A 14446-nucleotide genomic window follows, 5' to 3' on the forward strand; every position below is an offset into this window, starting at 1 on the left:
GGTAATATGTTGTTTAAGGAACAATAAAANTAATTTCAATGTTGTAATTCCAACAATTTTTATTTTATTGATTTTTTTATAGTCACTGTATAAAAAAACCATGTAACCCAAGGTGGAAAAAGTTACATGGTAAATCAAACACTTGATTTAAAACTTATAACTAAACTGCCCTTGAACGGTTAAAGGTCGCATTGGCTGTAAAAACTCCGTATTCGCTCCAGATAAACCATTTACAAAATTGCGTTCATTGGTCAGATTTAAAATGTTCAGTCCTACAGTCCATTGCGGCTGACGATAATACAGACCCAGATCCAAATTATAATTATTAGGCACTTTCACCGTTTGGCTGATATTGGTATACCACCAGCTAGACCACCAAGCAGAAAGGTTCGCACCAAATCCAGAAGGGTGTCTATAATCAATATAAGCACTGGCAGAATACTTTGGAATCCCCTCTGCATCATGACGACCTGCCTTAATCTGGTTGAGTACATTACTATCCCCCCAGACAGTAGCGTTATCAGGTACAAATCCCACAGGTGAAAAACCTGCGAGACTGATATCCGTATATTCGGCATCAAATTTGGTCAAGTTCGCACCTATGGCAAGATTATTTCTAGGCTGCCAGCGTATAGAAGACTCAATGCCTTTTATTTTAAATTTTGCCATGTTGCCATTGGTATCTGGCGACAGATCTCGAGTCTGATCAAACCAGCTCAAACTTAAAAATAACTTGTCAGGCAAGGGTTCGTATTTTATCCCAACCTCCTTCAATTCACTTGTACTGTCAAATGAATCAGGATTAAGTCGATTTCCTGGTCCCCATGTTAAAAATGGACCAAAGACGCCTGTATTGATAGCTGTGCTTTTATCATAGGTAAAATAAATTGTGCTATTTTTAGTCGGTTTGATAAACGGACTAATCTGATAACTCAAAAGACTATATTTGCCACTACTTGAACGTGCATCTGCTGGATTAATCACCACTGGATTTTCCAGTTTGGCTTTGACTGAACTATGGTTAATTCCTAAATTTATACCTGCCACGTCATTAAAAACAAAATTTTGTTGAGTAAATACACTTAAAGTATCCCAAAAGCCCTCACCTGTATAAACAGCAGCGCCACTGGTTGGAAAGCCTCCTTTTTCAGCATAAAGCCCACCACCAATCGGATACATCTGTGGTAGATTCAAATAACCAAAATAACTTGAATATTGTGGAATACCTGCCTGACCGATCCATCCGCCTTGTAAATGTGTTGGATTATTTAACCCTAATAATGCACCCGGATTTTTATTGCTTGGATTATTCGTCAAATCATAAGGGTTGATATTAAAACTGTTGTTTGCTGCCAATGATTTAAAGCTTTCATGGCGAAAAGCTGTCCCTGTACTGCTTTTATTACTCACCTTAACTCCAAAAAACTCAAAATCGTGATCCCCTAACAACTCGAAACGGTTATCAAGGATTTCATCCTTTAAATCAGTAAAAAAACTGCCTACAGAATTGCCCAGATCTTTATTATTTTGATAAAGCGTACTATTTGAAATACTCCAGTGATCATTTAAATCCTGAATAATTCTTAGCTGAGTACTTAATCGTTTTGAACTGTTTTTATCCTCATCACGACCAGAAACGGAATCTTTTAACTTAACCAAACCATTACCTGGAATAGACGGATCATATACCCAACCACGAATCGTCCCCGCTTGGGCAGCAGTTGCATTAGGTAGTGCTGTTTTATGTACTTCCCCTACGGCAACATACTGATTACGGTTATTCTTTTGTCTTTCTTGCCAGCCAATCACACTTGAATTCGCTGCTCCAGATGCAAAAACAGGAGACCAATAAGATGAGCCATTTTGAATAATCGGTGTAGCACGTCCCTTATAATACAAACCGCTATCAACGGACTCTTGAGTCGCCCTGTTCCAGCCATGAGTTACATTAAAATCATAATAATCATCGTAGCTGATATTCCAGTCTACTTTTAATTTATCATTTGGTCTCCATGACAAAGCACCGAAAAAAGCATTAAAATTATTTTTGACATTGTCATAATAATCATCTGATTTTTGTGCTGTAGCACTCACACGAAAAGCCAGTTTTTCATTGATCGGGGCAGTATGGTCAACACTCAGAGAAAAATTAGGTTTGGTTTTATTCCCCTCATACCACGAGCCAACCGTCCCTTGTAGCGTCGTTTCACGCTTAATAAAATTTGGCTTTTTAGTAATGTAATTAATATAGCCACCAGAGCCTGATGTCGGTGCATAAATAATGCCCGTTGGACCTGCCACTATATCAGCCGCTTCATATGCATTAAAGTTGGTTGGATGCCGATTACTATAAACTCGCTGGTTATCCTGAAATACCTCCGAGTTTTGTCCACGAATTTGCGGTGCAAAATTGGCATTTTGCCCGCCGCCCCTTGTAATACTTGGCGCATATTTCACCAAATCATCCGCACTACGGATTACATCTTCTCTAAACTGCTGCTCAGATACTTGTGAAACAACACGTGGGGTATCAAGTACAGTACTGTCTGTGCCATAGATTGAACGGACTTTTCGAGTTGGAAGATTCGTGATTTTCTTTTTACTACTCGCTGTTACGACCACATCTCCCAAAGTTATAACATCAGCATCAGTTTCATTTGTCTCAGGTTTGACACTGGTTTCTTGTGCATACCCCATGGATGACAACGTCGTGCTTAAAAAGCCCAATGCAACGACAAGCGGTTTTATTCTAAATGTCTGCTTCATATACAACCTGGTAATTAACAATTACGGAGCTTTAACGCAAATCATGTGCCAAACTCAATAGTGCTCAAACAATAAACTAATACAATGATTTATATAGATTTTATTTTTTAAACTTGATTGTTTTTTAGCAGTTTCTGTTGAAAATCCAGAATAAATGTTGAAATACAGACAGTATTAAAACAATACAAACTCTAACCATATATAAAACAACAACTTTTTCTTGGTTAATTTTGGCATTACTTATGCAATTACCTCAATAACTATGTCAATTCTGATTTGAGTAATACATGACCAAACAAAATCCGACTTTAATCAACCGTCGCCAGTTTTTAAGCAATAGTTTAGCTGTAGCAGGAGGGATTTCTCTCATTGGAGGATTAACCGCCTGCGATCAGAAATCCCGAAAAGAAACCTCGCTTGATCAAAAAACACCAAAAAAAGGTGGAACAATTCGTATGGGTATTATTGGTGGTCAACAAGCTGGAAATCTTGATCCACATTTATCACCCATAGGGAGCAGCATTACACGTGGTTTTGCGGTTTACAATAAGCTGTGGGAATGGGATGAGCAAATGCTGCCGCGTCTAGCTTTAGCAGAATTTGCAGAGCCAAATGCCACAGCCAGTGAATGGACAATCCGCTTGAAAAAAGGTCTGGAGTTTCATCATGGCAAAAGCATTACTGCGGACGATGTCATTTTTTCTATTTTGCGTTTAACAGATCCCAAACTGGCTTCACCATTTCGCTCACTGGTAGAGTGGATAGATCGTGGACAAGTCAAAAAGCTCGATGATCATACGATCCGTATCAAAAGCACCTCCAACGTTCCTGGGTTTGCAGCGCTACCTGAAACATGGGTCAACTTTGGAGGTATCGTTCCCACCGATTTTGATCCGATTAAAAATCCTGTAGGTGCTGGGCCATTTAAAGTTAAAGAATTTATTCCTGGGCAGCGTTCTACATTTACCCGATTTGAAAATTATTATAAAGAACATCTTCCTTATGCAGATAGTCTGGAAATTATAGATTTTAAAGATCAAATATCACGTTTAAATGCATTGCTTTCTGGTCAAATTGATATCGCCAATGCCATCACTCCCGAATATAAAAAAATCCTAGAAAAAGCCAGTCATATTCAGACTTATTACTCGCAAACCAATATTCATAATGGTTTCGATTTTAATACCCAGCAAGCTCCCTTTAACCACCCCAAAGTCCGTCAAGCATTCCGCTTAATTGCCAACAGGGAAGAACTGGTACAAAGAGCATTAAATGGTGAAGGTCGTATAGCCAATGATTTATATTCACCACAAGATCCCGTTTATTTATCAAGTTTACCGCAGCGTAAACAGGATATAGCCCAAGCAAAACAATTGTTGGCTGAAGCTGGTTTTGCAAATGGATTATCTGTTGAATTAATTGCACCAGCACTAAATAGTCAGGCAGCAGTCATATTTGCAGAACAGGCAAAACTTGCCAATGTTACGGTGCGTGTGAAACAGGTCGATATGGCAACCTTTAATGGTCCTCAACGCGATAAATGGCAGTTCTCCACAAATAGCATCAACGTCGGAACACCTTATTTGTCAACAGCTGTTGTGAATGATGCACCGATTTCAACAACACAAAAAATAAATTTTAAAGATGCTCAATTTTCAGATTTATTTCTGAAAGGTTTATCCGAGCCTGATGTAGAAAAACGCAAAACCATTTTAGAACAGGCGCAGCGTATTCAGTATGAACGGGGTGCGATGCTGATTTGGGGATTTAGTAATTCAATTGATGCTGCATCTAAACAAATTGGTGGCTTACATGCAGAGCATACTATTTTTTCAACTTGGCGATTTGAAAAGCTATGGAAAGCCTAAGATAAATAATTACCCTTTTCTCAAAATATAAAAAAACTGCGATATTCGCAGTTTTTTTATCAAAGATAAATCATTGAGCTGGTACAGTAATCACTGATAATTTTTCAACACCGACCCTTTCAATACCTGCCAATAATTTTGCTACAGTGCCATAAGGAACAGTTTCATCAGCATTTAAGTTTAAAGCCAAATGACTATTTGCATTTTTACGAGTTTGAATTTCTTTTTCAAAATTTTCAAGGGCAACCTTATCTTTATCCAAAAAGATTTCACCTTTTGGATTTACGCTAATCACGACCGCTTTACTTTGATCCATTGATTGGGTTGGTGCTGCTTTTGGCAAATTCACTTTGACAGTATTAGTCAATAACGGTGCGGTGACAATAAATACAATCAATAGAACCAACATCACATCAACCAGTGGTGTAACGTTGATTTCACTAACTACATCGTCTTCTTGCGAGGTTGAAATAGCCATTATGCAAACACTCCTTTTTCTTTGACTTCTTTATTCCCCAGATCAGTTTTTTGGGTTACTGAAGAAACAGGTGGAGTATTGCTGCTGATATTCAGTTGAAAGCCCGCTTTTTGATTCAGGCTGACAAAGTCTGTAGCAAAATCATCCAAATCTGCTCCGATTGATTTCACTTTACGAATGAAATAGTTATAAGCCAGAACTGCAGGAACAGCGACAGCAATACCAATACCTGTTGCAATCAATGCTTCACCAATCGGTCCTGCTACAACATCCATACTTGCATTACCCGATTTTGCGATTGCCTGTAAAGCATGAATGATCCCGAAAACTGTACCAAACAAACCAATAAATGGCGCATTATTACCAATTGACGCCAGTACAGCAGATCCTTTTTCAAGTTGACGGCGCTCTGTTAAAATCTGCTTGCGTAAATGACGTTCTAATAGATCCTGACGACTCCAGCTATGCTGTAAATCCTGATGAGTTTTGTCATCAGCATTGATTAAAGTCTGGAAACCTTCATTGGCAATACGTGCAGTTGGACCATCCGATTGCTTGGCCAAGTTAATGGCTTCATTGATATTCTTGGCAGTCCAGAATCTGTCCACAAATGCCTTACTTTGTTTAGTGGCTTTTTGCGTTTGAAAAACTTTAACAACGATCAAGACCCATGTGATAATGGAAAATATAACGAGCAACCAAATCGTAGCATCATGAATCAGTGAATTAATGTCTGACATTTTTTAAATCCTCATATTAAATCAATATTTATTTTGGTAATTGGTAGTGAATAGGTACGTCCACCCAGCCTTCAACTGCTGTATTGCCTTTTTTTGCAGGTGAAAATTTCCATTGTTTAACTGTTCTAACAGCAGCACTGTCGAGCACTTTTTTCCCGCTACTTTGTTTGACATCTACAGATGCAGGGCTACCATTCGGTAAAACTTTGACACGTAAAATGACTGAACCTTCCCATCCTCGTTCCAAAGCCTGTTCGGGATACTCTGGAGCAGGATTACTCAAATATCCTGCATAGCCTCTGGCTTCTGTCACGGGCAAGTTTTCTTCAACAGGCTTACTTACAACTGGTTCAGGTTTTACCTCCTGTTTCACGACAGGTTCAGCAACTGTCTTTTGAGGAATAACCGGCTCTTTTTCGACCGGTCTTGGTGCTTCCTGAGTTTTCTGTACCGGTTTAGGCTTTGGCGTCTCTAATGGTTTTTCAACAGGTTCTGTTTTTTTAGCAATAGGGGGTACCTTGGGCTTTTGGGTCACAGGAGGTATCCTGGGTTCAATCGGCTTGGGTGGCTCAATCGGTTTTACTATTTCAACCACGACTGGTTTTGGTTGTATAACTTTTTGCTCAGATACAGGAAAATATTTAGAGACATACCAGATAACAGTATGCGCAGCAGCAACTGCCAATAATGCCAAAAGAATTTTATTCAACTTTGGATCTAAAGGTTTTCTAACCTTTGAAACCGAATGTATAAAAGGATCTGCAATTTCAGTAGCGTTCTGCAATGTTGCGTAGTGCTCATACAGCAATGCCTTTTTTTGATGATTTAGACTAATCTCACTCATAACGAATAATGACAATAGAAATAAAGATTAAGCTAAATTTGCATAAGCCATGCCAATGATTTATGTTTTTGTTTTTACTGGAAATAACATTATAAAATATATAAAAACCAATATTTATTGTTGCTTTTGAGACAATATTTGTTGTTATGTCAACATGAACCCCGTTGATATTCAAGGGGGTTCAAAACTAATCATTTAAAGTTATATCCAAGCAACGGTAATACTTCTTCTCCAATTCTATAGGCTTCCTCTAAATGCGGATTGCTGGCTAGAATAAAATGCTCCACTCCAATATCGATATATTCTTGCAGGCGCTGTGCGACCTGCTCATAACTCCCCACAATAATACCATTTGGCCCTCCTCTGACTTTGGACATCCCTGCCCAAAAGTTTTCACTAACAAATAGATCCTCAAAACGGGAACTTTGTGCAAGTGCCTGCTGGCGTTTTGCCCCAACAGATTCAGTATCCGATTTTTCAAAGCCCAAATTTTCTTTGGCAATCGTTTCATGCATCAGCCTAAGCTCTTGATATGCCTGCTCCTCAGTAGGACGAGCCAAAACATCAATACGCATACCAAATTTAACTTTACTGTCAGGATAGTGTTTTTCAAAAAAAGCCTTTGTCTGATCAATCACCTGCTTCTGCTGTGCTACAGGCTCTCCCCAAGTCAGGTGGATTTGAGCATGACGGCCAGCAACATGCAAAGAAGCGTCACTTGCTCCAGCCAGCCAGATACGTGGAACTTCATATTGATTCATTGGATAGCGCAAACCACCATTTTCAACACGATAAAACTCGCCATCATAATTAAAGGGTGAATGATGCGTATAACCTTTGACAAAATCTAAAAACTCGTTGGTACGGGCATAACGTTGATCATGTGCAATAAAGTCACCATAAGAACGTTGTTGTTCTCCCCCTCCACCAGAAATGACATTCCATTCGACCCGCCCGTTACTCACACGCTGTAAACTGGCTGCCATCTGACTCGCATAAGCAGGATGAATAAACCACGGTTGAATAGCGATTAAAAACCGTAATCGCCTTGTCTCACGTGCCAGAGCAGAAGCCCAAACCCACGGTTCTTCTGTCTGAGGAAAGGCAGGAATAAGAACACCATGGAAACCAACAATATCGGCAGCTTGGGCAACTTGTTTAATATAATCAAAATAGGCAAAGTGCTGATCATCATGTTGCGGTGCAACGCGTTGAGGAGCTTGATTCGGTTTTAATTGATTCCATTCGCCGCGTGTATGTAAATTATGTGCACGGCGTCCGTCACCATGTACAGGGATTCTCCACAAAAACTCAACAGACATAATTTATCTCAATAATCCAGATTAAAAATTAAATGCTTAACAACATCTATAGCGATGACACAGAAGGTTTTGCAGGAAACATGCCGGGTTTTATATTTTTTTATATAGCAATAATATATTGAATTTTATAGAGATAAAAAATAGAGTTAAAAGTCAGGTGTTGGAATTTCAACACCCTTTTGATTTTTTTGCACATAGAACAACAAACAATACAGATGAAATCGTATCTAAATTCAAAGAAACACATAATGAATTGATTAATATAGTAATTTTATTTTGGCTTACTTTTTGCTGAACAGATGATAAATGATTATCAGCTGTCTATATTATGCGAATTTTTTCTACCGGTATTCTCGTATTTGGTCTTTCTAGCTTAGCTTTAGTGGCATGCACTAAACAATCTGATGGCAATAAGAGTCCAAGTCATACCCAATCCTCAACTCAACAACAATTAAGAATTGCTGTAGTTGCCAATGGCACATCTGGGACTGTTGATTTTATTGGGATACCACAACTTATTGCACACGATCAGGTATTTCTGGATGCATTAAAAAAGAAAAATATAAAATTACAGTGGGAACCTGTCACGACAGCGGCTGTTGCTACGCTGGTCAATGAAAGCTTTATCAATAACAAAATTGATTTTGCATATTATGGCAATCTTCCAGCCGTTGTTTTAAATGCAACAGGAGTAAAAACCCAGATCGTTGTACCTGGTAGCGTTGGTAATAATGTCTACCTCATCGTCCCACCAGATTCAAATGTAAAATCAATTGAAGATTTAAAAGGGAAAAAAATTGCACTACATCGTGGTCGTCCATGGGAAATTAATTTTTCGAAACTCATTCAAAGCAAAGGCTTAGACTTAAAAGATTTCCAAATTCTTAATCTTAATCCTCAAGCAGGTGCGGCTGCTTTATCCGCCAAAAGTGTAGATGCCTTCTTTACCCTAAGTGATGCTTTAACATTAGAAGATCGTAAATTAGGAAAAATCATCTGGTCATCTCAAAGCCTTCCTGCTGAGTGGAAAATGCGTGCAGAACTTTGGGGACGTACTGAATATATTCAAAACAATCCCGAAGCAACACAGATACTTGCTGATGCTACTGTTCGGGCAATGAATTGGGTGGCTACACATAAAGATGCTTATGAACAGAGTCAAACAAAATTTGGACAACCCTTAAGTGTGATTCAACGTGAATATAACAATACCGCCAGTTCTTGGGTACAAGACTGGACACCGAGTTACCGTGTTGATTTTCTGAATCAACATTATACCAACGTGATTGATTACGCATTAAAAGCACAGTTGATACAAACACCTATTCAAGCCAAAGATCTACTTAATCCTCAATTTACCGAAAAAGCGATAGAAAATTTAAAAGCAGCTCAACCTTAAGCCAAGACAGGAGATATAAGCATGAAAAGCCTTGCCAATAGCCTGTCAAATACAGGAGTAACACATAAAATATCGAAAAAAACCAACAAAATAAAACCTGAGCTGATGTATAGCATATTGGCTTTTTTATCACCTATTTTAGTCATATTACTGTGGTACATCGCTTCTGAAAAACAACTTTTCCCCTCACAGATTTTAGTTCCGCCACAAACAGTATGGAATACATTTATAAGCTTACTCCACAGTGGTGAGTTAGGTATGCACCTCAAAGACAGCCTTTATCGTCTTGTGTTTGGCTTTAGCATAGCTACAATCTCTGGGATCTTTTTTGGAATACTCTACGCAACCTTTACGACATTTCGAAACTACACATATGTGTTATTTAATGTGCTGTATCAAATTCCAATCTTTGTACTTATTCCAATTTTTATTTTGATTTTTGGCATTGGTGAAATTTTTAAAATACTGCTCATCATTAAAGCTTGTTTCTTTCCAATTGCTTTGGCAACAGCAGATGCCGTTAAAAACATTCCCAAACAATATATTGAACTTGGCAAGATATATAAATTTAAAACATGGAGCTGGCTTAAATTCATTATTTTCCCCACCACATTACCACCGGTTATAAGCGGATTACGTATAGCCTTAGGTCGGGCATGGCTTATTTTAGTCGCTGTGGAACTACTCGCAGCTGGTACTGGGATAGGGCAAATGATGGAGCTGGCTCGTCAAATGTTACGTTTAGATATCGTGATGGTTGGTGTTTTTATTACAGGTTTAATTGGCTTTTCTCTAGATAAAGTGTTGCGCCTTTTGGAACAACGGTTTTCCCGTTACCAACCACAAATCTCTGGAGAAAAAAATGTCTAGCCCCTTCTTCTCTATCCAAAAATATATCAGGCAACATCACATAAAACTTCAGGGCTTGGTTTTGCCAATCTTGTTACTCATACTTTGGCAATATAATGCCGGACGTGGTGCAAGTCAGGCTTATGCATTTGTTCCATTACAGAGTATTTATTCAGCCTTTATCACACTTTTAACCAATGGTGAGCTATGGCTAAACACATGGGGTAGTCTAAAAAAGGCTGCTCTCGGTATTATCATTGGTTCTTTTTCTGGCATTTTACTTGGTTCCCTGATGGCTTATTCCAAAGTCATTCATGGATTCGTTTCACCTTTATTTAACAGTATCCGCCAAGTTCCTCTACTGGGCTTAACGCCACTTATCGCACTATGGTTTGGCAATGGTGAATCAGCCAAAGTTTTCATTATTGCATTGGCCTCATTTTTTCCGTTAGTCATTAATACCTTTCAAGGCTTAAGTCAAAATGAGCACAAATATCATGAGTTAGCCAAGATTTATCAACTGTCCGTCTGGAAAGAGTTCCAAAAAATTCGTTTACCTCAAGCTCAACCTTATATTTTGACTGGATTAAATCTGGCTGTGCCTTTTACATGGATCACCACCATTGCAAGTGAGCTACTCTTTAATGCTGGCACAGGTTTAGGCAATTTAATGATGAAAGCAGAAGTGAATGCAGAAATGGATATCATTTTAGTTTGTGCGATTAGCGTTACCCTCTTGGGGATTCTCATGACAACTTTCGTCCATCTCCTCGCAAAGCGACAACTGAAATGGCGCCCCCAAAATTTAACCTGACTCGGTAGGATGACTATGACATTTTCAGTACTTTCCATAAAAAAATTAAATAAGTCATTTCAGCGTGACGATAAAACCTTAACCGTTTTAGATGGTATTAATCTTGATATTCAACAAGGGGAATTTATTTCCATTGTTGGAAGTAGCGGCTGTGGCAAGTCTACACTGTTGCGACTGATCGCAGGTTTAGATCAGGATTATCAGGGAGAAATTTTACTCAATAAAACCCCGATTCGTGAACCAGACCTAAAACGCGGCTTGATTTTTCAGGAGCATCGTTTATTACCATGGCTGAATATCACAGAAAATATTGGTTTGGCTTTGGAAGAAACGGCATTCACACAAAATGAAAAACAATCGCTGATTCAGGAGCATATCAACATTGTTGGTTTGCAAGGTTTTGAAAAATCTTATCCTCATCAACTATCTGGAGGGATGGCGCAACGCGTTGCCATTGCTCGTGGCTTGGTTAACAAACCCGATATTTTGTTATTGGATGAACCCTTTGGGGCACTCGATGCAATGACTCGTGGTCATTTACAAGTTGAATTACAACGTATTTGGCAACATGAAAAAATTACCATGATATTGGTTACCCATGATATTGAAGAAGCCGTTTATTTAGGTGATCGGGTGATTATTATGTCTGCCCGTCCTGGAAAAATTAAAAATATCATTGATATTCCCATTACCCATCCTAGACAGCGTTCTAGTGATGCTTTATTCAAATTACGAAATCAGGCATTAAATCAACTTGATCATATTTAGAGAATATTTTCATATATGTTTTGATTATATTTTTATTTCATAAATATGACAAACAATGTTATCTAATATTAACCACACACATTTTAAGGAACACTAATATGGGATTATCAATCTGGCATATCGCATTATTTGCAATAGTCGTAATATTATTATTTGGTACATCTAAATTAAAAAATTTAGGTAAAGACTTAGGTGGTGCAATTAAAGATTTTAAAGACTCTGTTAATGAAGATGATCAAAAGACACCGCTAGAACATCAAACCCAATTAAAAAATGTTCACACACATGATTTAAATAAAGAAAATCATCATTCATAAGAAGCACGCCTTATGTTTAACATCAGTTTCGGCGAATTACTACTCTTTGCAACGATTGCATTACTGGTTTTAGGTCCAGAGAGATTACCTCATACATTAAAATCAGTTTTGATAAAATATCGTAAAATCAAAACCCAACTGAATAAACTACAAACTGATTTTGAACGCGAACTGGAACTGATTGAATTAAAACAGGTCATGCAAGAAGAATTAGCCAAAATTAAAAATATGGAAGATCAACTGAAAATACAACTAGAAAAAATGCAGTCTGAAATCAATGAACTGCATGATTATTCTGAAAACATTTCAAATAAATTCAGCCCTAAAATCTATGCACTCCAGCCCTGCCCGTCACCCCCCTTTACAGTGCCATATTTAGCAACACGTCAAATTGATTTAATCATGGAGGGGATCGCCGCATGAGCAAAGCTGATCAATCACTTTTGGATCACGATCTCAATGAAATGAAATATACGGAACATCTTAAAGAGTTGCGTAAACGTCTATTGCTGAGCATTTCAGTGATTTTTACCACATTTTTATTACTACTCCCCTTAGCAAAACATAATTATCATATTTTAGCCGCCCCTTTGCTTTCTATCCTGCCTAAAAACTCAACCATGATCGCTACTGATGTCATGAGTACGTTCATTGCTCCATTTAAACTCAATATTTATCTGGCAGTCCTGATCAGCATTCCCTTTATTTTGTATCAGTTTTGGCGTTTCATTGCTCCTGCACTGTATCAGCATGAAAAGAAACTCGGAATCATACTTACTGTTTCAAGTAGTAGCCTGTTTTACCTAGGTTTAGCATTTTCCTATTTTATTATTCTTCCTTTAGCACTGAATTTTTTTATTCTTACATCACCAGAACAAGTTTTACCTATGACAGATATTCATAGCTATCTGGATTTTTGTTTAAAATTATTTTTGGCATTTGGTATCGCTTTTCAAATCCCAGTTGTCACTTATATATTAATATTGGTTGGTTTATTATCTATCCAACAACTTGAAAAACATCGGAAATTAATTATTGTTTTTTTCTTCTTTATCGCCATGCTGATCACACCACCTGATGCCTTAAGCATGCTGGCTTTGGCTATTCCAATGTGGTTACTGTTTGAACTGGGCTTAGTAATAACAAAAATAACTTTAAAATCAGAACAATGAACATTAATTACTAATGTTCATGCAGTTTCATTTTTTGATGGTAGCAAGTTATAACGTGTCAACAGATTTCTTAAAACATTACGGGTAATTCCTAACATTTTTGCTGTTTTAACTTGATTATTCCAGCAGCTAGAAAAAGCAGTATTGACAATTTTATCTTCAATCACTTGCCATGCTTCGCCATCATATTCCTGAAACAGTCGTTTTAATATATTTTCAAACTCCTGTAGCAAATCATTATCGGTAAAACTGCTGATACTCTCGCGTTCTTCAGAAAATCTGAGATGCTCAACATCTATGGTTTTTCCTCCACCAATCAATAATGCATACTGAATATTATTTTCTAATTCACGTATATTTCCAGGCCAGTTATAGTTTAATAATGCATTGCGTGCCCGATCACTAATACTTGGTTTTGATGTAATCAGCTTTTGCGAATATGAGTTTAAAAAATAATCAACCAGAGGCAATATATCTCCTTTACGTTCACGCAAAGGCAAAATCTTTAACATTGCCACATTTAAACGGTAGTATAAATCCAGACGAAATTTATTTTCAGCAACCGCTTTTCGTAAATCTACATGCGTACCAGAGATGATACGGACATTAATCGGGATGGGCTTGCGTCCGCCCACTCGAGTTACTTCTTTTTCCTGTAGAACACGAAGTAATTTCACTTGAAGTGATAAAGGTAACTCACCAACCTCATCAAGAAACAAAGTTCCGCCATCAGCAGCTTCAAATATCCCTATTCTGGTTTTATGTGCTCCTGTAAATGCACCTGCTTCATAACCAAAAAACTCTGATTCAGCTAAATTTTCAACCAGCGCTGCACAGTTAACTGCCAAAAAAGTTTTATTTTTTCGATCACTTTTTAGATGAATTTCACGTGCAATCAATTCTTTTCCCGTTCCAGAATCACCTTGAATGATGACACTCGCTTGACTCGGCGCAATCGTTTCAACTTGACTCAATAATTTTCTCGAGTTTTGATCAGAAAAGATAATTGCTTTTGCCCGAATGGGTTTTATCGGCACACCATTATCAGGTAATGTGATGACCTTATAATCATTTTCCAAAAAGGAGCTCATATATTTAAACCTTATAAT

Annotated in this window: 14 protein-coding genes; 8 read left to right on the plus strand and 6 right to left on the minus strand. The window is 37.8% G+C overall.

The window, feature by feature from the left end:
- Positions 1-147: 147 nt before the first annotated feature.
- The gene (locus KPC_RS10840) at positions 148-2766 is read right to left on the minus strand and encodes a TonB-dependent receptor (protein ID WP_121974397.1); all 2619 of its coding nucleotides are present in this window, start codon (positions 2764-2766) and stop codon (positions 148-150) included.
- Between the two features lie 287 nt (positions 2767-3053).
- On the opposite strand from KPC_RS10840, the gene KPC_RS10845 reads away from it, so the two are divergent.
- Positions 3054-4634: an ABC transporter substrate-binding protein gene (locus KPC_RS10845; RefSeq protein WP_121974398.1), complete on the plus strand. Its 1581-nt coding sequence runs from the start codon at positions 3054-3056 to the stop codon at positions 4632-4634.
- A gap of 70 nt (positions 4635-4704) precedes the next feature.
- On the opposite strand, the gene KPC_RS10850 is transcribed toward KPC_RS10845, so the two are convergent.
- The 4 genes from KPC_RS10850 to KPC_RS10865 all read right to left on the minus strand — a co-directional run bounded on the left by KPC_RS10850 (position 4705) and on the right by KPC_RS10865 (position 8018).
- Positions 4705-5112 carry an ExbD/TolR family protein gene (locus KPC_RS10850; protein ID WP_121974399.1) on the minus strand — a complete coding sequence of 136 codons (408 nt, stop codon included), beginning with the start codon at positions 5110-5112 and terminating at the stop codon, positions 4705-4707.
- Positions 5112-5852, minus strand: a complete 741-nt coding sequence (locus KPC_RS10855; protein WP_121974400.1) for a MotA/TolQ/ExbB proton channel family protein — start codon at positions 5850-5852, stop codon at positions 5112-5114. The genes KPC_RS10850 and KPC_RS10855 overlap by 1 nt, the downstream gene beginning before the upstream one ends.
- Positions 5853-5880: 28 nt before the next feature.
- A complete protein-coding gene (locus KPC_RS10860) occupies positions 5881-6696 on the minus strand; it encodes an energy transducer TonB (RefSeq protein WP_121974401.1) in 816 nt (271 codons plus the stop codon).
- Between the two features lie 191 nt (positions 6697-6887).
- Complete coding sequence (locus KPC_RS10865) at positions 6888-8018, minus strand: LLM class flavin-dependent oxidoreductase (RefSeq protein ID WP_121974402.1); 1131 nt, start codon at positions 8016-8018, stop codon at positions 6888-6890.
- A 328-nt stretch (positions 8019-8346) separates the two neighbouring features.
- Between KPC_RS10865 and KPC_RS10870 the strand changes: the two genes are divergently transcribed.
- The 7 genes from KPC_RS10870 to tatC all read left to right on the plus strand — a co-directional run bounded on the left by KPC_RS10870 (position 8347) and on the right by tatC (position 13337).
- Complete coding sequence (locus KPC_RS10870; RefSeq protein WP_121974403.1) at positions 8347-9417, plus strand: ABC transporter substrate-binding protein; 1071 nt, start codon at positions 8347-8349, stop codon at positions 9415-9417.
- A gap of 105 nt (positions 9418-9522) precedes the next feature.
- Entirely contained in the window at positions 9523-10287 is a 765-nt protein-coding gene (locus tag KPC_RS10875) for an ABC transporter permease (protein ID WP_121974410.1), read from the plus strand.
- Entirely contained in the window at positions 10280-11080 is an 801-nt protein-coding gene (locus KPC_RS10880; protein ID WP_121974404.1) for an ABC transporter permease, read from the plus strand. Before KPC_RS10875 ends, KPC_RS10880 begins: the two co-directional genes overlap by 8 nt.
- A gap of 15 nt (positions 11081-11095) precedes the next feature.
- Positions 11096-11848, plus strand: a complete 753-nt coding sequence (locus tag KPC_RS10885; protein ID WP_121974405.1) for an ABC transporter ATP-binding protein — start codon at positions 11096-11098, stop codon at positions 11846-11848.
- A gap of 98 nt (positions 11849-11946) precedes the next feature.
- Entirely contained in the window at positions 11947-12165 is a 219-nt protein-coding gene (locus tag KPC_RS10890) for a Sec-independent protein translocase subunit TatA (RefSeq protein WP_121974406.1), read from the plus strand.
- Positions 12166-12177: 12 nt separating this feature from the next.
- Positions 12178-12588: a Sec-independent protein translocase protein TatB gene (gene tatB / locus KPC_RS20865; protein WP_121974407.1), complete on the plus strand. Its 411-nt coding sequence runs from the start codon at positions 12178-12180 to the stop codon at positions 12586-12588.
- Positions 12585-13337, plus strand: a complete 753-nt coding sequence (tatC, locus tag KPC_RS10900) for a twin-arginine translocase subunit TatC (RefSeq protein ID WP_121974408.1) — start codon at positions 12585-12587, stop codon at positions 13335-13337. The genes tatB and tatC overlap by 4 nt, the downstream gene beginning before the upstream one ends.
- Positions 13338-13354: 17 nt before the next feature.
- Here the strand turns inward: tatC and KPC_RS10905 are convergent, their stop codons facing one another.
- Positions 13355-14428 (minus strand): sigma-54 interaction domain-containing protein, encoded by a 1074-nt coding sequence (locus KPC_RS10905; protein WP_121974409.1) that lies wholly within the window; start codon positions 14426-14428, stop codon positions 13355-13357.
- Between the last annotated feature and the right edge of the window lie 18 nt (positions 14429-14446).

Source organism: Acinetobacter stercoris (assembly GCF_900323515.1).
Taxonomy (GTDB): domain Bacteria; phylum Pseudomonadota; class Gammaproteobacteria; order Pseudomonadales; family Moraxellaceae; genus Acinetobacter; species Acinetobacter stercoris.